Origin of the sequence: Nocardioides sp. CPCC 205120 (assembly GCF_048654585.1) — a bacterium.
GTDB lineage: Bacteria > Actinomycetota > Actinomycetes > Propionibacteriales > Nocardioidaceae > Nocardioides.
In genome coordinates this window covers 541,800-562,009 of the sequence record NZ_JBMCYY010000002.1, presented here as the reverse complement: position 1 = coordinate 562,009, position 20,210 = coordinate 541,800, and the positions used below count along the sequence as shown (strand labels likewise).

Genomic DNA, 20,210 nt, shown 5'->3' with positions numbered 1-20,210 from the left:
AGCCGCTCGGGCCGGCGGCTCGGCTCAGGAGGTCGGGCGGTCCTCCAGCTCGGCGACCGCGGCGCCCAGCACCTCGATCTCGCTGACGGGCGTGCGGTCGGCACCGGAGTGGCCGGAGACCGCGAGGATCTCGACCTGCACCGTGCGCGTGCGGGTGGCGGGGACCGACAGGCGCTGCAGGTCGCGGTCCCGCTCGAGGGTCTGCTCCACCCGACGGCCGTCGTCGAAGGACCACCGCACCCGGGTGACCACCCGGTTGCGCTCGTACCAGTCGACGCGTGCGCCGTCGGCGTCCACGTCGGTCTTGGCGTAGCCGTTGACGAGGCCGACGGAGGTCACCACGACGTCCTCGTCGAAGCTGACGGTGAGGGTCTCGCCCGTGCCGTCGCCGGCGACGCGCCACGCGGTCGCCTCGTCGCCGTCCAGCAGGTTGGCCGGCTGGTAGCTCACCGGGGCGCCGTCCAGGCCGACGCCGTCGGCGGCCGTGTCGGTCGCGCCGGCGCGGGCCAGGGGGGACAGGTCGCGCGGGTCGGGCACCCGCAGCGGCGCTGACGGCGTGCCGCCCACGCTGTCGACGGACCCGTCGGCCCCGTCGGCCCCGCCCGGCCCCGGCGTGGTCGGCCCGCGGTCGGCCGTCGGGGCCCCGGGGTCCCGGGTGAGCAGGAACGCGCCGGCGGCGACCGTCCCGACGAGCAGCACGAGGAGCGTGACGACCAGCGCCGGCAGCAGCGCCCCCCGCCGGCGGCGCCGCTCCCGTGCGGGAGCGGTGGCCGGCGTTCCCGCAGCGGCCGAGGGGCCGGCGGCCCCCGTCGGGGCGTTCCCGATCGCGCCGGGCGCCACCTCGTCGGCGTACAGCGGGAAGCGGGGTCCGGAGCCGGCGTACGCGGTCGGCTCCCACGGCACGGGCGGCGGGTCGACGACGCGCTGCGGCCCGGGCGCGGCGGGGCGGTCCGCGGTCGGCGCGGCGGCCAGGGGGTGGCCGCAGGCGGCGCAGAAGCGGCCCTCGCGCTGCGCGGAGCCGCAGGCCCCGCAGGTCGTGTCGGCGCTCACCGGGTCGCCCCCGCCAGGTCGGTGACGGCGGCGCCCGCCCGGAGGCTCTTGAGCAGGGGGATGTCGGGGTCGTCGGCGTCGCGCGAGCCGGGCGTCTCCAGCACGAACGGGACGCCGTCGGTCGCGGGGTGCGCGAACAGCTCGGCGAAGGCGGCGACCCCGATGTGGCCCTGGCCGATCTTCTCGTGGCGGTCGCGCAGGGAGCCGCGCACGTCGAGGGAGTCGTTGGCGTGCACGAGCCGCAGCCGGCCCTCGCCGGCCAGCTCGACGAGGAGGTCGAGGGTGGCCGTGGCACCCCCGGGCTCGTCGAGGGGCGCGCCGGCGGCGAAGACGTGGCAGGTGTCGAGGCAGATGCCGACCCCGGGGTGCCGGTCGAGGGCGTCGAGGTACGCCGGCAGGTCGTCGACGCCGGCGCACAGCGAGCGACCCTGCCCGGCGGTCGGCTCGAGGAGGAGGGCGGGCGCGTCGTCGCCGAGCCGGTCGAGCACGGGGAGCAGGCCCTCGCGCACCTGGCGCAGCGCCGCGGCGTGCCGCTCCTGCGCCCGGTCGGGGTCGACCTCGACGAACGAGCCCGTGTGCACCACGACGCCCTCGGCGCCCATCCGGGCCGCGCGGGCCAGGTTGTGCTCCACCACGGCCACCGAGCGCTCGTAGGTGGCGGGGGTGGGCGAGCCCAGGTTCACCAGGTACGGCGTGTGCACGAACGCCCGGACGCCGGCCTCGCGGCACCCGTCGCCGAACGCCTCGTCGATGCGGGCGTCACCGGCCGACAACGCCCAGCCGCGGGGGTTGCCGACGAAGACCTGGAGCGCCTCGCAGCCCCTCTCGAGGGCCGACGCGAGGGCTCCGTCGCGGAGGTTCCTGCCCACGGGGAGGTGGGTGCCGACGGGGTTGCGCACGAGGGTCCACTCTAGGTGCTGCCCCGGCCGCGACCCGACAGGGCGGCGCCGGGCGGGCCGCGACCCGGGGCGGGCGTCCCGCTACAGGACGGTGAGCACCACGGTGCTGCCGCGGCGCAGCTGGGTGCCGGAGCCCGGGTCCGACCAGGCGACGAAGCCGAGCTGGGGGAGGCTGCCGCCGAGGGCCCGCTCCTCCACGACGAGGCCGAGGGACTCCAGCTGGGCGCGCGCGTCCTCGACCCGCATCCGCACCAGCCCGTCGGGGACGGTGACGAGCTCGGGTCCCTTCGACACGACGAGGGTGACGGTGTCGCCCCGGAACAGGGTGCCGCCCGCCGGGTCCTGGCGGATGACCATCCCGGCGGGGACGGTGTCGGAGAACTCCTCGCTGCGCGACACCTGCAGCTCGTCGCCCTCCAGGGCGGGGTCGCCCGTGGTGAGCGCGCCCTGCGCCTCGTCGGCGGAGCGGCCCGTGAAGTCCTCGACCTCGATGGGACGGCGGCCCGCGCTCAGCACGACGGTCACGTCCGTGCCGGGGCGCACGACGGTGCCGGCGGCCGGGTCGGTCGCCACGACGCTGCCCTCGGGCACCGTCTCGGAGTACGCCGGCTCGCCCTCCACCAGGTCGAGCGTGAGGTCGTCGAGGGCGGCCCGGGCCTCGTCGGCGGTGCGGCCCTCCAGGCCCGGCACCGTGTAGCGCTCCGGCCCCAGCGACAGCACCAGGGTGATCGTGGACCCGCGGGTGGCGTCGGCGCCGCCCTCGGGGTCGGTGGCCAGCACGCGCCCGGCCGCCACCGTCTCGGAGTACGCCGGCTCGCCGACCTCCACCTCGAAGCCGGCGGCCTCCGCCTCCGCGGTGGCCGTGGTCTCGTCGAGCTCGAGCAGGTACGGCGTGGGCACGGAGCGCCACTGCACCCACGCGAACGCCAGGGTGGCCAGCAGGGCGACCACGACGAGCAGCGCCAGCACCAGCGGGGCGCGGCGGCGGCGCCGGGGAGCGGCGGCCGCGTGGGTGTCCTCGTCCCAGCCGTCCGACCACGCCACCGCCGTGCCGTGGCCCTCGTGGCCCTCGTGGCCCTCGTGGCCCTCGTCGTCGGAGCCCTCGAGGTCGTCGAGGTCCTCGTGCGCGTCGAGGTCGTCGAGGTCGTCGGGGTCGAGGTCGTCGGGGGGCTGCTCCGGGGCCACCGGCGCGCGGCGCCCCGGCAGCACGGAGCGGCGCGCGGTCGGCTGCACCGGCAGGCGGCTGGTCAGCTCGGCGGCCGGTGCTGCGGCCCCGGCGGCCCCGGCGGCCCCGGTGGCCCCGGAGGCCTGGGCCAGCACGGGGTAGAGCTCGGCGTCGACGAACCCGGCGCCCTCGAGCCGCTCCAGCTCCTCGGTGTCGAGGCGGTCCTCGCCGCGGTCGGCCTCGGTGCGGCGGGGGAGGAGGTCGGCGACGAGGTCGTCGTCGCGCCGCACGCCCTCGGCGAGCGCCTGCGCCACCCGGCGCACGTGGTGGCCCAGAACGGTCGCGTCGGCGGGCCGGTGGCTGCGGTCCCGGGCCGTGGCGCGGGCGACGAGCGCGTCGACGTACGCCGGCAGCCCCGGCTGCAGCCGGGACGGCGGGGGGACGTCGGCGTGCACGTGCTTGTAGGCGACCTGGATGGGCGTCTCGCCCTGGTGGGGCTTCTCGCCGGTCAGCAGCTCGTAGAGCACCACGCCGAGCGCGTAGACGTCGGCGCGCTCGTCGCTGCGGCCGTCGACCACGAGCTCGGGGGCGAGGTAGGAGACGGTGCCGATGAGCACGCCGCCCGTGGTGGTGTGGTGGGTCTCGGCGTCGACGGCGCGGGCCAGCCCGAAGTCGGCGACCTTGACGCGGCCGTCCTCGGCGATGAGCACGTTCTCGGGCTTCACGTCGCGGTGGACGATGCCGGCCCGGTGGGCGGCCCCGACGGCGGCGACGACGGGCTCGAGGATGGCGAGCGCCCGGGCGGCGCCCAGCGGGGCCTGCTCGCGCACGACGTCGCGCAGCGTGCGGCCCGGCACCAGCTCCATGACGAGGAATACGATCCCGTCGTCGGTGCCCTGGTCGTGCACGGCGACGACGTTGGGGTGCGAGAGCCGCGCCGCGGCCCGGGCCTCGCGCACGAAGCGCTCGGCGAAGCTGTCGTTGCCGGTGATGGGGTCGCCGAGGCCGGGGTGCATGACCTTGACGGCGACCACGCGGTCGAGGCGGACGTCGAGGGCCTCGTGGACGCTCGCCATGCCGCCGCGGGCGACGAGGCGGCCGACGCGGTAGCGCCCGTCGAGCAGACGTCCGACCAGTCCGCCGCCGGTGGGCGTGGGGTGGGCGTCGGGCAGCACGTGTGGTCGTCCTCCGGGGTCGGGGGCCTCGTGCCACGACGGGGCCGGCTCCCGCCAGGATACGGACCGCGGGCCCCGCCCGACCGGTGCCGGGCCCGGCCCGGCGTGTTCCGGACCGGTGGTGGGATCATGGCGCCCATGGACAGCAGTGCGCAGGCAGGGGCCACGGGCGGCGAGCCGACGGGCGAGGCGGATCTCGGCACCCTCGTGGAGGAGTGGGTCGACTGGGCCGAGGCGGCGCGCCGCCTCGGGGTGACCGTGTCCCGCGTGCGCACCCTCATCCGCGACAACCAGCTGGCGGCCGCGGTGCCGGCCCCCGGCGCCGGCCAGCAGGTGCCGGCCGCGTTCATCCAGGACGGGCTGCTCCTCAAGGGCCTGCCCGGCCTCGTGGTGATGTTGAGCGACCACGGCTACGACCACCGCGAGATCATCGAGTGGCTCTACACCGACCTCGACCTGCCGGGTCGCCCGATCGACGCCCTCGTCGAGAACCGCGGGGCGGAGGTCAAGCGCCGCGCGCAGGCGATGCACTGACCTCTCCGGGGAGGCCCGCGGGGAGGCCTGCGGGCAGCCTCCCGGGCCTCAGGAGGTACGGCGGGTCGCGGCCGCCGCGAGCTGCTCCAGCGCGGCGGTGACGTCGGCGTCGAGGTCGGCGGCGACGAGCCCCGCGAGGGCCCGGTCCGTCAGGGCGTCGATCCGCTCCTCGACCTGCGCGCGGGCCCCCGAGCCGTCGACGAGGTCGCGCAGCCGGTCGACGTCGGCGGGGGCGAGCGGCGTACCCAGGGAGCGGTCGAGCAGGGCGGCGTCGTCGGCCTCCAGCGCGGCCAGCGCGAGCGCGACGAGGACCGTGCGCTTGCCCTCGACGAGGTCGTCGCCGGCGGGCTTGCCGGTCGTGGCGGGCTCGCCGAACACGCCGAGCTGGTCGTCGCGCAGCTGGAACGCCTCGCCGAGCGGGAGGCCGAACCCGGTGAGGGCCTCGAGCTGCTCGGGCGTGGCCCCGGCCAGCGCGGCTCCGACGTGCAGGGGCCGCTCGATCGAGTACTTCGCCGACTTGTAGCGCAGCACCGTCATCGCGAGGTCGGCGTCGGCCTCGGCACGGGCCTGCACGGACACGTCGAGGAACTGGCCGCCGATCACCTCGGTGCGGGTCAGGTCGAGCACCTCGAGCGCGGGGCCGACCGCCGTGAACGGCAGGCCGCAGCGGCGCAGCAGCTCGTCGGACCAGCTGAGCAGCAGGTCGCCGAGGAGGATGGCGGCCGCGGCGCCGTACTGCTCGGGGTCCCCGTCCCACCCGGCGGCGCGGTGCTCGCCCTCGAAGGCCTTGTGCGTGGCGGGCCGGCCGCGGCGCGTGTCGGAGGCGTCCATGAGGTCGTCGTGCACCAGCGCGCTCGCGTGCAGCAGCTCGAGCGAGGCGCAGGCGCGCACGAGCGCGTCCTGCTGCTCGGGCGTCGGGCGGGGGTGCACGGCGTGGTAGCCCCACCAGCAGAAGCGGGCGCGGAGCCGCTTGCCGCCGGCGACGGTGGTGCGGGCCGCGGCGACGAGGCGCGCCGCGTCCTCGCCCAGGGGGGCCAGCCGGGCGGCCTGGGCGTCGAGGAAGACGGTCAGGGCCTCCTCGACGCGGGCGGCGAGGGTGTCGCCACCCGTCGTGCCGGTGCCGGTCGTCCCCTCGCCCACGTCTGCTCCCACGTCCGCGAGCCTAGCCAGTGGGACGGCCCCCGCCCGCGCCTGGGCGGCGGCCGCGACCTACGACCGCCGCTCGACGCGTCCGTCGACGACGTGCCAGTGGTGGTCGAGGGCGACGCCCGCGAGCAGGCGACGGTCGTGCGAGACGAGCAGCAGGGCCCCGTCGTACGACGCCAGGGCCTGCTCGAGCTGCTCGATCGCGGGCAGGTCGAGGTGGTTGGTGGGCTCGTCGAGCACGAGCAGGTTCACGCCGCGGGCCTGCAGCAGCGCCATCGCCGCCCGCGTGCGCTCCCCGGGCGAGAGCCGGCCGACGAGCGAGGCCACCTGGTCGGCCTTGAGGCCGAACTTGGCGAGCAGGGTGCGGACGTCGGCGGGGGTCCACTCGGGCAGGGCGAGCTCCATGGCCGTCCCGAGCGGTCGGTCGTCGGCGAGGCCGGTGCGGCCCTGGTCGATCTCGCCGACGGCGACGGACACGCCCTGCGAGGCACGGCCGGAGTCGGGGGCGAGCCGGCCGAGCAGCAGCGAGAGCAGCGTGGACTTGCCGGCGCCGTTGGGGCCGGTGATGCCGATGCGGTCTCCCGCCTCGACCTGCAGCGAGACGGGCCCGAGCGTGAACCCGTCGCGCGCGACGACGGCGTCGTCGAGGGTGGCGACGACGCTCGAGGAGCGGGGCGCGGAGGCGATCTCGAACCGCAGCTCCCACTCCTTGCGCGGCTCCTCCACCTCGCTCAGCCGCGCGATCCGCGACTCCATCTGGCGGACCTTCTGGGCCTGCTTCTCGGACGACTCCGTCTGGGCGCGGCGCCGCACCTTGTCGTTGTCCGGGCTCTTGCGCATCGCGTTGCGCACGCCCTGCGAGCTCCACTCGCGCACCGTGCGCGAGCGGGCGACGAGGTCGCCGCGCTTCTCCGCGTACTCCTCGTAGGCCTCCCGCGCGTGGCGGCGCGCGACGGCCCGCGCGTCGAGGTAGGCCTCGTAGCCCCCGTCGTACACGGCCACCTGGTGCTGGGCGAGGTCGAGCTCGACGACCCGCGTGACGCAGCGGGCGAGGAACTCCCGGTCGTGCGAGACGAGCACGACGCCGCTGCGCAGCCCGCGGACGAAGGTCTCGAGCCGCTCCAGCCCGTCGGGGTCGAGGTCGTTGGTCGGCTCGTCGAGCAGCAGGAGGTCGAAGCGGCTCAGCAGCAGCGCGGCGAGCGCCGCCCGCGCCGCCTGACCGCCGGACAGCGACGTCATGAGCACGTCGGCGCCCACGTCGAGGCCCAGGTCGGCGAGCACCGCCGGCAGCCGGTCCTCGAGGTCGGCGGCCCCGCTGGCCATCCAGCGGTCGAACGCCCCGGCGTAGGCGTCGTCGGCGCCCGGCACGTCGGACCCCAGGTCGGCGGCCGCCGCCTCCATCGCCTCGGTGGCGGCGGTGGCGCCGGTACGGCGCCCGACGTACGCCGCGACCGTCTCGCCCGGCACCCGGTCGTGCTCCTGCGGCAGCCAGCCGACGAAGGCGTCGGAGGGGGCGAGGTGGACGTGGCCGCCCATCGGCTCGTCGACGCCGGCCAGGAGCCGCAGCAGCGTCGACTTGCCGGCCCCGTTCGCGCCCACGACGCCGACCACGTCGCCGGGCGCCACGGTGAGGTCGAGGGAGTCGAAGAGCACGCGATGGCCGTGGCCGCCGGCCAGCTCCTTCGCGACGAGGGTCGCCGTCACCCTGCGAAGCCTAGGGCGTGCCGGACCGGGCCACGACGCAGCCGGTCGCCGCGCCCGTCCCGGCCCCGTCCCCGCGTGCGGACGCTCCCGGTCCGGTGGCCGGGGTGCACCTAGGATCGCGCCATGACCGCCGAGCAGCCGCCCGTGCCGCAGCCCGCCCCCGCGCGCGAGGAGCGTCCGAGCATCGGCGAGCTGGTGCGCCGCGGCGACCGCTCCTTCTCGTTCGAGTTCTTCCCGCCGAAGGACGCCGCGGGGGAGGAGACGCTGTGGGCCGCGCTCACCGAGCTGCAGCCCTACCAGCCGACCTTCGTGTCCGTGACGTACGGCGCCGGCGGCACCACCCGCGACCGCACCATCGAGATGACGGGGCGCATCGCCCGGGAGACCTCGCTGCGCGTGATGGGCCACCTCACGTGCGTCGGCCACACCCGCGAGGAGCTCGTCGAGGTGCTCCGCGCCTACGCGGCGGCCGGGGTGCACGACGTGCTGGCGCTGCGCGGGGACCCGGCCGAGGGACCGACGGCTCCGTGGACCTCCACGCCCGGCGGCTTCGAGCACGCCGTCGAGCTGGTCGAGCTCGCCCGGTCGCTGTCCGACGAGCTGGGCGGCCTCGGCGTCGGCGTCGCCGCGTTCCCCGAGAAGCACCCGGGCTCGCTGGCGGTCGACGACGACGCGCGGGTGCTCGCCGCGAAGGCCGCGGCCGGCGCCGAGTTCGCCGTCACCCAGCTGTTCTTCCGTGCGTCGGACTACTTCGCGCTGGTGGAGCGCTCGAGCGCCGCCGGTGCCGACATCCCGATCCTGCCGGGCATCATGCCGATCACGAACCTGACGTCGGTGAAGCGGATGGCGGAGCTGTCCGGGGCCGAGGTGCCGCCGGAGGTGCTGCGCCGCTTCGAGGGCGCCGCCGACGCGGCCGAGGTGCGCCGCATCGGCGTGGACGTCGCCACCGAGCTGTGCGACGAGCTCCTCGCCGGCGGGGCGCCCGGCCTGCACTTCTACACGCTCAACCGCTCCCGGGCCACGCGCGACATCTTCGGGGCGCTCCGCATCACGGCCTGAGGCCTGAGGCCGGTCAGGCCGGTCAGGCCGCTCAGGCCGGGCCGACCGCCTGGGCGACGAGGGCGGCCGAGAGCCCGACGAACGGCAGACCGGCGCCGGGGGTGGCGTGGGCGCCGGCCGCGTAGAGGCCCGCGATCGGCGTGCGCGGCCCCAGCCGGGCCAGCACGGTGCCGCGGCCCTGCCACTGCACGCCCCAGGGGGACCCGCCCCACCGCGTCACCTGGTCGCGGGGGTTGACGTCGACGCGTCGCACGACCCGCTTGCGCAGGTCGAGGCCCTCGCGGGCCAGCGCCTCGACGACGTCGTCGTGGATCCGGCCGCGACCGCGCACCGTCCAGGCCCGCGCGCCGTCGGGCGCCCGGCCGCCCGGCACGACGCTGAGCGTCGCGTCCTTCCCGTGCAGCACGGTCTCGGCGACGAGGTCGGGCAGGCCGTCGGCCTCCAGCCCCAGGTGCGCGGCCGGTGCGGGCAGGGTCGGGACGGTGCGGGCGACGTGCGGTGCGAGCGCGGGCAGCCGCCGCGGGTCGACCGCGCACACCACGACGTCCGCGGCGACGTCGCCGGCGGCGGTGGTGACGGCGACGGCCCGGCCCGCGCGCACCACGACGTCGAGCACGGGGGTGTCCAGCTCCACCTCGACCCTGCGCGTGCGCAGCCGCCGGACGAGCGCGTCGGCGAGCGCCGCCGTACCGCCCGCCGCGGTCGGCACCGACCACACCCCGAACCGCTGCTCGAGGTACGCCGTGAGCCCCACCCAGGCCGGGACCTGGCGCGGGTCGTGGCCCTCGGCGAGCGCGGGGTACGCCGCCGCGACGCGCAGGCGCCGGTCGGGCAGCGCGCGGCGCAGCCGGCGGTGGAGCGTCTCGCGGGGGAGCAGCCGGGCGGTCGTGGCCCGGTCGGCGAGGGCGGGGTCCCACGGGCGCTCGAGGTACTCCCGGCGCAGCAGCTCCCAGGTCTCGCCGTACGCCGCCACGTGGGCCAGCCAGGCCTCGCCGAGGCCGGGGGAGAGGGCGTCCACGGCGTGGAGCTGCGCCTCCCGCGAGCTGCTCGGCAGCACGAGGCTCGACCCGTCGGCGAAGCGGTGCTCCCGCACGACCGGGTGGTGCTCGAGCTCCAGCTCCTTGTCGAGCGGTCGCCCCGACTTGCGGAACAGGTCCCGGGCGACGGCCGGCAGCAGCATGGTGCTCGGGCCGGCCTGCCAGGTGAACGCGTCGCGCTCCACGCGGTCGAGCGCCCCGCCGAGCCGGCCGGACGCCTCGAGGAGGGTGACCTCGTGGCCCTGCTTGGCGAGCCGCGCGGCGGCGGCCATCCCGCCGTACCCGCCGCCGACCACGACCACGCGGCTCACCGGCGCACCCCGCGCCGGGGGACGTCCGGGGCGCAGGCGGGGGTGGTCACGCGCGTCACCCTAGGTGGCGTCCCGCCGCGGGCGCGTCGGTGCCCGCCGGTGCGGGGCGGGTCATCGAGACGACCAGGGGGCCCTCGGGCACGACGGTGCGGGCGGTGACGGCGAAGCCCACCCGCTCGTAGAGCCGCACGTTGCGCTCGTCGGAGGTCTCCAGGGCCACGACCGCGCCGGCCGGGTCGGCGTCGACGACCGCGAGGCCCGCGGCGAGCAGGGCGGTGGCGGTGCCGCGCCCGCGGTGGGCGGGGTCCACGCCGAGGGTGGCGAGGTCCCACGCGCCGTCCGGCCGGGAGGGGAGCGCCGCCCCCGCGACGGCCGGCAGGCGGTCGCCGAGCAGCTCCGCGACGCGGTCCTGGACCTCCGCGGCGGGCGGCGGGGTGTCGGGCGGGAGCAGGGCGAGCACCGCGCGCACGTCGTCGTCGACGAGCACGACGCCGTGCGCGACCGCGTGCCCCAGGTAGGCGGCCTGCAGGTGCTCGAGGCGCTCGGCGTAGCCCTCGACGGGCACGGACCAGCGGGTCCAGGGGTAGTCGTGGAACGCCCGGGCGAGCAGGCGCGCCGCCGCGGGGACGTCGGACCCCGTGGCGGGGCGGAAGGTGGTCACGGTCGGGCTCCTCCGGTCGGTGGCGACGCGCCATCGAACCGGCGGCACGGTGGCCGGCGCAACCGGGTATCGGCCGGGCCGGGTGTGGTGGGGCCCACACGTCGCGACGGGCCACTCCGGTGACGTCTCGGTAACATCGGGGTGGCCCGTCGGCGACCCGGCCGTGACGCGTGACGGGGCCGGAGGGTTCGGACGAGGGGAAGCGGGGAAGTGGTGAACGGCATGACGGTCGAGCACGAGGCCACCGGCGGCGCCGGCGACGGCACCACCACGACGCACCCCCGGGGCATCGTCCCCGTCCCGCCCACCGTGACGCTGGCCCTGCGCGCCGCGCTGGCGCAGATGGTGGTGCTGGCGGTCGCGACCGCGGCCACCTACTTCCTGCAGGACACCCTGCGCGACGCCTGGATCACCGCGCGGGCCGCCTCCACCCAGCAGACCGTCGCCGCGGTGACCGAGTCGGCCGTCGAGCCGCCGGCCTTCTTCCCCGTCGCACTGTCGCTGTTCGTGACCTTCGTGCTGCTGGCCCTCGTGCTCGTCGCCATGGTGCGCGCCGGTGCCCGCTGGGCCCTGTACTCGATGACCGTCGTCGTGGCGGTGAGCGCGCTGGTGCAGCTCGTCGTCGGCACCGCCCCGGGCGCCCCGCTCGTCATCATGGCGCTCACCGCCGTCTCCGTCGCGCTCCACGGCCTGACGCTGCTGCTGCTGTGGCACCCGGCCCACGCCGCCTACTTCCGCAGCGCCCACAACGGGCACTGGGCCCGCGTCATCGACGAGGACTGACCCCTCCGGGCCCTTCCGGTGCCCCGCTCGGCCCCTCTCGGGGAGCTGCCCGCACCTCCGGTCGACGCCGCTCCCGCGGAACTGTCGGTGGTCGTCCCTAGCGTGGCTCCCGCCGGCGAACGACCGGTGACGGTCGACCCCCAGGAGGAACCGATGGCCACGTCCGAGCACGGACGTCCCGAGGCCCCGCGGCCCGCCACCCGCGAGGCGGTGCTGCTGCCGCCCGCCGCCCACACCTACCTGTCGCGCTCCGCGACGTCCCTGCGGGAGGCGATCACCGAGACCGACCCCGCGTCGCGCTACGCCCTCGCGCACGTCGCCGCCCTGCGCGCCGCCGCCGCGGTGATCGCCGCGCGTTCCCAGCCGGGCCCGCAGCGCCGCAAGGAGCGCAACGCCTGGGTGCTGCTGGTCAAGGCGGCCCCGGACCTGGCCGACTGGGCGACGTTCTTCTCCGCCGGGGCGGCGACGTACGCCGCGGCGCAGGCCGGCTCCCGGCGTGCGGTCTCGGTCGAGCAGGCCGACGAGCTGGTGCAGGAGGCCGACCGCTTCCTGGCGGTCGTCGAGCAGGCTCTCGGCCTGCTGCCGCACGCCTGGACCGACGGGGAGGGGCGCACCGTCGTCGCCTGACGCGACACCGATCCGTCGCCGGATCGTCACCTCGCCGTCCGTGGTCGCGCCCGCCCGAGCGGGGTCGGGCCCGCCTAGGCTGCCGTCCGGACTCCGGGGTCCACCCGGGGCCGGCCTGCGCCCGTGCGGTCGCAGGTCCTTCCACGTCGGTCCGTGGTGCGGACCGCGACGATCGGAGGCCCTCCATGCACCGTCTTCTCGGGAAGCGTCGCCGCGCGGCGGCCTTGGTGCTCTCCCTCGGCCTCGGCGCCACGCTGACGCCCTCCCTCCTCGCCGGCCCCGCCGCCGGCACCGCGGCACCCGTGGTCTCCGCCGCGGCGGTCTCCGCGCCGGCCGTCTCGGCCCCGGTCACGGTCGCAGCGGTGTCCGCGACGCCCCTGCGCGTGGCCGATGCCCGCGTCCGGCAGGACGGGTCCACGGCCACCGTGCGCGGGTACGTCGTGGGCCAGCCGACGTCCACCTCGACCGTGGTCCGGTCGCGGTTCCCCAACGACTACGCCCTCGCCCTCGCCGACACGGCGTCGGAGACCGACCCGTCGCGGATGCTGTACGTCCAGGTGCCGTCGGCGTTCCGGTCGCAGTGGGGGCTCGCGAGCAACCCCGGCCTCCTCGGTGACGCCGTCGACGTCACCGGCTCGCTCTCGGCGTACTTCTCGGCCCCGGGGCTGCGCTCCGCCACCGCCTTCGCGCCGGCGGGGGCGACCGCCCCCGAGCCGGACCCCGAGCCCGACCCGGGGACGGAGGTGCCGGGCGGCTACTACGACGGCACGGCCGGCCTCACCGGCGCCGCCCTCGAGCGGGAGCTGCACGAGATCATCTCGGCCGACGCACGCCGCCTCAGCTACTCGCAGGTCTGGGAGGCCCTGAAGGTCACCGACCAGGACCCGCGCAACGCCGCCAACGTGGTCGCCCTCTACAGCGGCCTGTCCCTGCCGAAGAGCGACAACGGCGGCGGGGTGGACCAGTGGAACCGCGAGCACGTCTGGCCCCAGTCGCACGGCGGCTTCGGCACGGCCGCGGGGCCGGGCACCGACCTGCACCACCTGCGCCCCGAGGACGTGACGGTGAACTCCGCGCGCGGCAACCTCGACTTCGACGAGGGGGGTACGGCGAACCGCGAGGCCCCGGGCAACTTCGCCGACGGCGACTCGTGGGAGCCGCGCGACGCCGTGAAGGGCGACGTGGCCCGCATGATCCTCTACATGTCGGTCCGCTACGAGGGCGGCGACGGCTTCGCCGACCTCGAGGCCAACGACCGGGTGGCGAACGGCTCGGCGCCGAACGTCGGCCGGCTGTCGGTGCTGCTGCGCTGGAACGCGGAGGACCCGCCGGACGCGTTCGAGCGTCGGCGCAACGACCTCATCCACACGCAGTTCCAGGGCAACCGCAACCCGTTCGTCGACAACCCCGCCTGGGCGGACGCGATCTGGCGCTGACGCGTCTGGACGCCACCCGGGGGCGCGGCCTAACCTGACCCCGGTCGAACACCTGTTCGACCGGGGTCGGGTGTCGTCGGGCGGGGGTGGGACGGGATGGCAGGCCGGTGCCGCCTGGTGGCGGCGGGCCCCGAGCCCAGCGGGTCGTCTCCTCTAGGGTGGGCGCCATGGCGGCGGACTGGTCGGTGGGAGAGCGCGCGGGCGAACGACGGGCGGCGGCACGCACGGCGGTCGTCCAGGACGCGCTGGAGCCGCTGCTGGCTCGCGGCGACCTCGCGGTGGTCGACATCGGCGGCGGCACGGGCGGGTTCGCCGTGCGGGTCGCCGAGCGCGGTCACCGCGTCACGGTCGTGGACCCCAGCCCGGACGCCCTCGCCTCGCTCGACCGGCGGGCGCGGGAGGCCGGAGTGGCCCACCTCGTCACCGCCCAGCAGGGTGACGTCGACGACCTCGCCACCCTCGTGCCGCCCGGGTCGGTCGACCTCGTGCTCTGCCACGGGGTGCTCGAGGTCGTCGGGGACCCGGCGGACGCGCTTGAGGCGATCGCCTCGTCCCTGCGTCCCGGCGGCCACCTCAGCCTCCTCGTCGCCCAGCGCTTCGCGGCCGTCGTCGCCCGCGCGATGGCGGGACACTTCGGCGCGGCCCGCGAGCTCCTGGACTCCCACGCCCCCCAGGGCCGGGCGGGACGCCGCTTCACCCTGGCCGAGGTCGAGACGGCCCTCGCCGGTGCCGGTCTCCACGTCGAGACCGTCCAGGGCGTGCGGGTCTTCGCCGACCTCGTGCCCGGGTCGCTCGTCGACGCCGAGCCCGGCTCGGCGCAGGCGCTGGTGGAGCTCGAGCGCGCCGTCGCGACGCGCGAGGAGCTGCGCCCCCTCGCCACGCAGCTGCACCTGCTCGCCCGCCGCTGACCCCCGCCGCGCGCGAGGGCGCGCATGAGGCCGGCGCCGCAGCCCGGTGACGACGCCGGGTGCGGCATCCTCCACGTCGACATGGACGCCTTCTACGCGTCCGTCGTGCTCCGCGACCACCCCGAGCTGCGCCGCGCGCCCGTCGTGGTGGCCGGCGGGGGAGACCGCGGCGTCGTGCTGTGCGCGACGTACCCCGCCCGCCGCAGCGGCGTGGGCGCGGGCATGCCGACCGCCCGCGCCCGGCGGCTGTGCCCCGACCTCGTGGTGGTGCGGCCCGACTTCGCCGCCTTCGCCGAGGTCTCGACGGCCGTGTTCGCCCTCTTCGAGTCCGTGACGCCCCACGTGGAGCCCCTCTCGCAGGAGGAGGCCTTCCTCGACGTGCGGGGGGCCCGTCGTACGGCGACCCCGCTCGAGCTCGCGGGCCGGCTGCGCGAGCGGGTCTGGCGCGAGCAGCGCATCACGTGCTCCGTGGGCATCGCCGCGACCCGGCCGGTGGCCAAGCTGGCGTCGCGCCGGGCGAAGCCGGACGGGGTGGCCGTCATCGCCCCGGACCGCGTGCGGGAGGTGCTGGACCCCCTCGATGTCGGCGACCTCTGGGGCGTGGGGCCCGCCACGCGGGCGCGGCTGGCCCAGATCGGCCTCGAGACGGTGGGCGACGTCCGCGCGGCCCCGGTCGACCTGCTGCGCTCGCGCCTGGGTGACTCCGCGGGCCGGCACGTCCACGCCCTCGTGCGGGGCGACGACACGGCGCGGTCGTCGCCGGGGTTCGTGCGCCGCGAGCGGCCCCGCTCCATCGGGGCCGACCGCACCCTGGGGCGCGACCTGGGCGACCGCGACGCCGTCCTCGCCGAGGCCCTGCGCCTCACCGTCGAGGTCACGAGCCGGCTGCGGCGCGCCGGCCTGGCGGCGCGCACCGTGGGCCTGCGGCTGCGCTACCCGGACTTCACGACCGTGTCCCGCTCCCGCACCCTCGTCGAGCCCACGACCACCACCCGGGAGGCTACGAGGCGGTCGTCGCCCTGCACGACCAGGAGCGGGGCCGGTCGCGGCACGCGCGGCCGGTGCGCCTCCTCGGGGTGCGGGTCACGGAGCTCGTGGACGCCGGGCAGGGGGAGCAGCTGCGCCTCGGCGAGCCCGAGCACGGGTGGGGCGACGCGGACCGCGCGGTGGACCGGTTGCGTGAGCGCTTCGGCCGCTCGGTGGTCGCCCCGGCCACCCTCCTGCGGGGCGGCGACCGGTCCCCGTGAGGCGGGCGCTGCGGGTCGTGGACCAATTCACCGGGTCCGCCTACCGCGCTCACCACCTGCTGCCTAGAATCGCAGGTGGCGTCCGCGTCTCGTCCCGACCGTCCTGGTCGGGAGGTCCGTCGCCGGCAGGAACGCAACGATCGTCGTCGCTTGCAGCCACGGGAGGAAACGTGCCGCTCTCAGAGGAAGAGCTGCGGATGCTGGAGCAGATGGAGCGTGCCCTGCTCGCGGAGGATCCGAAGTTCGCGTCGACCCTGCAGGGGAGCCGCATGCGCACGACCGCGCGCAAGCGCGCGATCGTGGCGGGGGTCCTGTTCCTGGGTGGCGTCGCGCTCCTCATGACGGGGGTCGTGACGCGGGTCGAGCCGGTCAGCATCGTCGGGTTCCTCGTCATGCTCGGCTCCGCCGTGTTCGGCCTGACGGCCGTCCGGGCCCGTGCCGTGCCGGCGACCGCCGAGACGGCGGCCGACCCGACCGCCGGCCTCACCCTCATCGACGGGGGCCGTCGCCCCCGCCGCCAGCGCGGCAACCAGCGTCACGACGGGTCGTTCATGGAGCGGCTCGAGGAGCGCTGGCGCCGCCGTCGCGAGGGCGGCGGTTACTGAAACTCCCCACGGGCCACCGGCCCGTGGGACCGACCGGGCCGTGCGACTCCTCGCACGGCCCGTCGTCGTTCCGGGGCACCTCGCCGGCCACTCCCCGGAGCACCCCGGCGCGACCCGGATCGGCGGACCTCAGCGCACCGACGCTCGCGCCCGGTCGTCGTCCTCGGCCGTCGCGGCCCGGGTCGCGGTCGCGTCCCGGCGCAGCACGGAGGCCGGGAGCCAGGTGGCGAGGGCGCGCCGTACCCGGCCGGAGCCGGCGCAGCGGGCCGCCACCACCCGTCGGGCCGCCGCCACCAGGTCGGCGCCGGCGCCCGTGGCCACCCCGGCGGCGTAGCGCTCGCGCTCGACCGCGGTGACGAGGTGCTCGAGGTCGCGCAGCGCGTCGTCGGGGAGGGCCGCGCCCGGCCGGTCGCCCGCGGCGAGGTCCCGCTCCCAGTCCGCGACGAGCGCCCGCGTCGTCGCCGCCGGGGTCAGGCCCACCGGCCACGGCACGCCGTGGTCGAGCAGCCCGGCCCGCAGCTCCGCCCACGCACCCTCGGCGCCGTCCCGGGCGTGCCGGTCCACGCGCCGACGGCGCAGGGCGCGGGGGAGCAGGAGCAGGGCGGCGAGCAGCAGCAGCCCGGCCGCCACCGCGAGCACCCGCCACGGGCCGCGGCCCGGCTCCGCCGCCTCGGCGCCGGTCGCGGCGTCGGGGGCGGTCTCCGCGTCGGGCAGGTCGGGGGACGCGTCAGGACCCGCGCTGGTCGTCGGCGCCCCGGGGGCCGACGCGCTGGGCTCGCTGGTGGGGCGCGGCACGTCGGGGGTCGAGCCGGGGGTGTCGGGCTCGGAGTAGGCCGGCGCCGCCCCGGTGCGGGCCGCGGGGGTCGGCTCGAAGCGCACCCACCCCGCGCCGCGGAAGTAGAGCTCGGGCCACGCGTGCAGGTCGTGCGCGCTGTACTCCCACACCCCCTCGTCCATCCGGTCGGGGTGCAGGAACCCGACCGCCACCCGCGCGGGCACCCCGACCTGGCGGGCCATGAGGGCCATGGCCGCCGAGAACTGCTCGCAGTAGCCGACACGGGTGTCGAAGAGAAATTCGTCGAGCGCGTCGCCGCCGGTGCCCGAGCGGGCGTCGAGGTCGTAGGTGAACTCGTCGCTGCGCAGGTACTCCTGCAGGGCCACGGCCCGCTCGTACGGCGTGCCCGCCCCCGCCGTCACCTCTGCGGCGAGCTCGCCCACCCGGGGGGACACGTCGCCGGGCACGTCGAGGAACAGCTCCTCCACGTCGCCCGCGGGGGCGTCGGCCCCGGCGAGGTCGCCCGCGGCGACCTGCAGCTCGACGGCGGTCACCTCCCAGCTCTCGCCCCGCGTCGTGAGCTCGTCCTCGGCCGCGATGAAGTCCATGGTGGTGGCGTCGTACTTCCAGCCGGCGTCGGCGTCCACGGCGCTGATCGCGGCCGGCACCGGCAGCCACGTCGAGACGAAGTCGTCGGTCGCCGACACCCGGAGCTCGTGCTCCTCCCGCGGGATGGCGCTCGAGACGCCCTGCAGCTCGGGCACGGGGTCCTGGGCGGTGTGGTCGTCGGGGAGGTCGCGGTCGCCGGCGCTCCACTGCTCCCCGTTGAAGCGGGTGAGGGCGCTGATCCGCAGGTAGCTGGGCCGCGGGCCGTCGGTGCGCACGGTCAGCAGGGGGACGTCGTCGCCGCGCTGCAGCCCCGCCCGCAGGTCGGTGACGGGGTTGGCGACGGTGATCTCGTCGCCGGTGGAGCCGCCGAAGCGACCCTCGGGCACGAGGCCCAGGTCGAGGGTCGGCACCAGCGGGGGCACGACGAGCGCCAGCGTCGTGGCGACCCCGGCCGCCGCGACGGCCCCGACGGGGACGCCCCGGCGGCCGCTCGCCGACCCCGGGCCCCCGGGTCCCGCGGTGACCGGACGGCCCCAGCCGCGGACGTCCTGGGCGGCCTGGACGGCCACGAGGGCGAGGTAGGAGCCGGCGACGAGCGCGAACAGCCACCACGGCCCGGCCGACCCGGTGACGGTCACCGGCAGGCTGATCACCGCGAGCAGCGGCAGGCCCAGGACCGGTGCCCCGCGGAAGGTGGGGGCCACGGTGTCCGCCAGCCACAGCGCCACGGCCGCCCCCACGAGCAGGAGGGCGGCGAGACCGCCGTCGACGACGGGCACGGGCGCCGGGTAGACCCGGGCGTTCTGCGCCGCCTGGGCCAGCTCGTCGAGGAACAGCGCGATCGTGGCGGGGACGGGCGGCCCGCCCGCCACCTGCGCCACCACCACGACGGTCGCCACGCCCGCCTGGGCGAGCGCCACGAGCAGGCGGGGCGTGCCCAGGGTGCGCAGCGCCGTACCGCTCGCCAGCAGCGCGACGGCCAGCAGGAGGACGGGGCCGACCAGGTCGCCGGAGCGGTCGGTCAGCCCCCGCCAGGTCTGGAGGGCGAGCACCGTCGTGGCGGCGCCGAGGACGCCGAGCGCCAGCGTCTGCCCGGCACGGGTCAGGGCGGGGCTCACCGGGCACCCCCGGCGGCAGCGAGGTCCGGCACCCAGCGGGCGCCCAGCCGGACCCAGACCTCGGCCAGCGGGTCGGCGGGGCCCGCCACGGCGGTGCGCCACCCGTGCCGGGGCACGCCCGAGGACGGGGGAGCGCCGACGGACCCGGGATCGGACCCGGCGGGGAGCGCGGCGTCGGAGGGGGGAGCGGCCGGAGAAGTGACCGGGGAGGCGAGGGCGGAGGCGACCCGGGACGGGGCCGCCCAGCGGTCGACGTCGAGGCGCAGCGCCAGCGCGGACGAGCTCGCGCGAGCGATGCGCTCCAGCACGACGTCGTCCCCGGGACGCGGGCGGCCCAGGACGGCGACGGTCACGCCCGGGTCGGCGGACGTCACCGAGGCGGGCGCGGTCAGGTGGGCCACGTCCACGGCGTCGATGCCCGCGAGCGTGTCGAGCAGGCCGCCCGCGCCGGCGCCGGGGGTCGCACGGGCCAGCACCCGTCCCTCGGCGTCGGCCAGCGCGACGGCGTACCCCCGGCGGGCCAGGTGCGTGCACACCGAGGCGGCCGCGACGACCGCGTGCTCGAGGGAGGAGGCGGCGCCGTCCCCGGTGTGGGCCCGCGCGCGGTTGTCGAGCAGCACGGTGGTGTGGGCCTGCCACGGCTGCTCCTCGCGGCGCACCATCAGCTCGCCGGTGCGGGCAGTGCTGCGCCAGTGCACGCGCCGCAGGTCGTCGCCGCGGCGGTACTCGCGGACCATCACGTCCTCCGTGCTGCCCGTGGCGGACGCGCGCGGCCGGTCGTCGCCGCTGGCGCCCGACCCGCCGCCGAGCGGCACGTCGGGGAGCGGGACGGTGCGGGGGCGCACGACGACGGTGGTGGTGCGACGGAAGCGACGCACCACCTGGACCAACCCGAAGGCGTCCTCGGCCCGAGCGAGGAGCGGACCCGTCTCGTAGTGCCCCCGCAGGTCGGAGCGCACCGCGTAGGTCACGTCCCCGCGCCAGTGCCGGCCGACGCCGCGCAGCACCATGCGGGGACGCGCGCCGAGGGCGTAGGGGACCCGGTCGTCGAGCAGGAGGGTGCGTCCGGGCACCCGGCCGGTCGTGGTGAGGGCGAGGCGCACGACCGCCGTACCGCCCACGGACACGTGGGAGGGCTCGGCCGAGCGCGACAGGTGGACGTCGAAGCGGCCCAGGTGGACCACGGCGAGGCTCGCCAGGGGGAGCGCGACGGCGAGAACACCGGCGCCGGCCAGCGTCTCCTGGCCGAGCACGACGGCGCAGACGACGGCGGTGACCCCGGCGGCGACGAACGCGCGGCCCCGGACCGTGAGGCCGCCCAGCACGCGCCGCTCCCGCGACCCCGACAGCCCCGCCACGCC

17 protein-coding genes are annotated in these 20,210 nt (G+C 77.4%); 8 read left to right on the top strand and 9 right to left on the bottom strand.

Annotated elements, in window-relative coordinates; translation table 11 throughout:
* Window positions 1–24: 24 nt before the first annotated feature.
* The 3 genes from ACOACO_RS13675 to ACOACO_RS13665 all read right to left on the bottom strand — a co-directional run bounded on the left by ACOACO_RS13675 (window position 25) and on the right by ACOACO_RS13665 (window position 4,289).
* Window positions 25–1,050, bottom strand: coding sequence for a discoidin domain-containing protein (locus ACOACO_RS13675; RefSeq protein WP_420296824.1), 1,026 nt, complete (start codon window positions 1,048–1,050; stop codon window positions 25–27).
* Window positions 1,047–1,949, bottom strand: coding sequence for a deoxyribonuclease IV (locus tag ACOACO_RS13670; protein ID WP_420296823.1), 903 nt, complete (start codon window positions 1,947–1,949; stop codon window positions 1,047–1,049). Before ACOACO_RS13670 ends, ACOACO_RS13675 begins: the two co-directional genes overlap by 4 nt.
* An 81-nt stretch (window positions 1,950–2,030) precedes the next feature.
* Complete coding sequence (locus ACOACO_RS13665) at window positions 2,031–4,289, bottom strand: PASTA domain-containing protein (RefSeq protein ID WP_420296822.1); 2,259 nt, start codon at window positions 4,287–4,289, stop codon at window positions 2,031–2,033.
* Window positions 4,290–4,427: 138 nt separating this feature from the next.
* On the opposite strand from ACOACO_RS13665, the gene ACOACO_RS13660 reads away from it, so the two are divergent.
* Window positions 4,428–4,823 carry an Rv2175c family DNA-binding protein gene (locus tag ACOACO_RS13660; protein ID WP_420296821.1) on the top strand — a complete coding sequence of 132 codons (396 nt, stop codon included), beginning with the start codon at window positions 4,428–4,430 and terminating at the stop codon, window positions 4,821–4,823.
* Between the two features lie 48 nt (window positions 4,824–4,871).
* On the opposite strand, the gene ACOACO_RS13655 is transcribed toward ACOACO_RS13660, so the two are convergent.
* Both ACOACO_RS13655 and ACOACO_RS13650 read right to left on the bottom strand, forming a co-directional pair.
* Window positions 4,872–5,975, bottom strand: a complete 1,104-nt coding sequence (locus ACOACO_RS13655) for a polyprenyl synthetase family protein (protein ID WP_420296820.1) — start codon at window positions 5,973–5,975, stop codon at window positions 4,872–4,874.
* Between the two features lie 57 nt (window positions 5,976–6,032).
* The gene (locus ACOACO_RS13650) at window positions 6,033–7,673 is read right to left on the bottom strand and encodes an ABC-F family ATP-binding cassette domain-containing protein (RefSeq protein WP_420296819.1); all 1,641 of its coding nucleotides are present in this window, start codon (window positions 7,671–7,673) and stop codon (window positions 6,033–6,035) included.
* A gap of 123 nt (window positions 7,674–7,796) precedes the next feature.
* On the opposite strand from ACOACO_RS13650, the gene metF reads away from it, so the two are divergent.
* Window positions 7,797–8,732 (top strand): methylenetetrahydrofolate reductase [NAD(P)H], encoded by a 936-nt coding sequence (gene metF, locus ACOACO_RS13645; protein ID WP_420296818.1) that lies wholly within the window; start codon window positions 7,797–7,799, stop codon window positions 8,730–8,732.
* A gap of 31 nt (window positions 8,733–8,763) precedes the next feature.
* Here metF and ACOACO_RS13640 read toward each other — a convergent pair whose 3' ends face one another.
* Together ACOACO_RS13640 and ACOACO_RS13635 are read right to left on the bottom strand one after the other, a co-directional pair.
* Window positions 8,764–10,080: a phytoene desaturase family protein gene (locus ACOACO_RS13640; RefSeq protein ID WP_420296817.1), complete on the bottom strand. Its 1,317-nt coding sequence runs from the start codon at window positions 10,078–10,080 to the stop codon at window positions 8,764–8,766.
* A 55-nt stretch (window positions 10,081–10,135) separates the two neighbouring features.
* Window positions 10,136–10,741, bottom strand: a complete 606-nt coding sequence (locus ACOACO_RS13635) for a GNAT family N-acetyltransferase (RefSeq protein ID WP_420296816.1) — start codon at window positions 10,739–10,741, stop codon at window positions 10,136–10,138.
* 222 nt (window positions 10,742–10,963) lie between these two features.
* Here ACOACO_RS13635 and ACOACO_RS13630 point away from each other — a divergent pair, with 222 nt between their 5' ends.
* The 6 genes from ACOACO_RS13630 (at window position 10,964) to ACOACO_RS13605 (ending at window position 16,347) form a co-directional block, all read left to right on the top strand.
* Window positions 10,964–11,524 carry a hypothetical protein gene (locus ACOACO_RS13630; RefSeq protein WP_420296815.1) on the top strand — a complete coding sequence of 187 codons (561 nt, stop codon included), beginning with the start codon at window positions 10,964–10,966 and terminating at the stop codon, window positions 11,522–11,524.
* 153 nt (window positions 11,525–11,677) lie between these two features.
* Entirely contained in the window at window positions 11,678–12,151 is a 474-nt protein-coding gene (locus tag ACOACO_RS13625) for an SAV_6107 family HEPN domain-containing protein (protein WP_420296814.1), read from the top strand.
* A gap of 185 nt (window positions 12,152–12,336) precedes the next feature.
* The gene (locus tag ACOACO_RS13620) at window positions 12,337–13,587 is read left to right on the top strand and encodes an endonuclease (RefSeq protein WP_420296813.1); all 1,251 of its coding nucleotides are present in this window, start codon (window positions 12,337–12,339) and stop codon (window positions 13,585–13,587) included.
* Between the two features lie 167 nt (window positions 13,588–13,754).
* Window positions 13,755–14,495 (top strand): methyltransferase domain-containing protein, encoded by a 741-nt coding sequence (locus tag ACOACO_RS13615; protein ID WP_420296812.1) that lies wholly within the window; start codon window positions 13,755–13,757, stop codon window positions 14,493–14,495.
* 24 nt (window positions 14,496–14,519) lie between these two features.
* Window positions 14,520–15,809 (top strand): DNA polymerase IV, encoded by a 1,290-nt coding sequence (dinB, locus tag ACOACO_RS13610; protein ID WP_420296811.1) that lies wholly within the window; start codon window positions 14,520–14,522, stop codon window positions 15,807–15,809.
* Window positions 15,810–15,912: 103 nt separating this feature from the next.
* The gene (locus tag ACOACO_RS13605) at window positions 15,913–16,347 is read left to right on the top strand and encodes a DUF3040 domain-containing protein (protein WP_420296810.1); all 435 of its coding nucleotides are present in this window, start codon (window positions 15,913–15,915) and stop codon (window positions 16,345–16,347) included.
* 129 nt (window positions 16,348–16,476) lie between these two features.
* Here the strand turns inward: ACOACO_RS13605 and ACOACO_RS13600 are convergent, their stop codons facing one another.
* Window positions 16,477–18,849: a transglutaminaseTgpA domain-containing protein gene (locus tag ACOACO_RS13600; protein ID WP_420296809.1), complete on the bottom strand. Its 2,373-nt coding sequence runs from the start codon at window positions 18,847–18,849 to the stop codon at window positions 16,477–16,479.
* The gene (locus ACOACO_RS13595; RefSeq protein ID WP_420296808.1) at window positions 18,846–20,207 is read right to left on the bottom strand and encodes a DUF58 domain-containing protein; all 1,362 of its coding nucleotides are present in this window, start codon (window positions 20,205–20,207) and stop codon (window positions 18,846–18,848) included. The genes ACOACO_RS13600 and ACOACO_RS13595 overlap by 4 nt, the downstream gene beginning before the upstream one ends.
* Between the last annotated feature and the right edge of the window lie 3 nt (window positions 20,208–20,210).

Bases quoted from the DNA above. Each gene is read 5' to 3' on its own strand.
- ACOACO_RS13630 (WP_420296815.1), top strand. From the start codon at position 10,964: ATGACGGTCGAGCACGAGGCCACCGGCGGCGCCGGCGACGGCACCACC.
- ACOACO_RS13615 (WP_420296812.1), top strand. From the start codon at position 13,755: ATGGCGGCGGACTGGTCGGTGGGAGAGCGCGCGGGCGAACGACGGGCG.
- metF (WP_420296818.1), top strand. From the start codon at position 7,797: ATGACCGCCGAGCAGCCGCCCGTGCCGCAGCCCGCCCCCGCGCGCGAG.
- ACOACO_RS13660 (WP_420296821.1), top strand. From the start codon at position 4,428: ATGGACAGCAGTGCGCAGGCAGGGGCCACGGGCGGCGAGCCGACGGGC.
- ACOACO_RS13625 (WP_420296814.1), top strand. From the start codon at position 11,678: ATGGCCACGTCCGAGCACGGACGTCCCGAGGCCCCGCGGCCCGCCACC.
- dinB (WP_420296811.1), top strand. From the start codon at position 14,520: ATGAGGCCGGCGCCGCAGCCCGGTGACGACGCCGGGTGCGGCATCCTC.
- ACOACO_RS13620 (WP_420296813.1), top strand. From the start codon at position 12,337: ATGCACCGTCTTCTCGGGAAGCGTCGCCGCGCGGCGGCCTTGGTGCTC.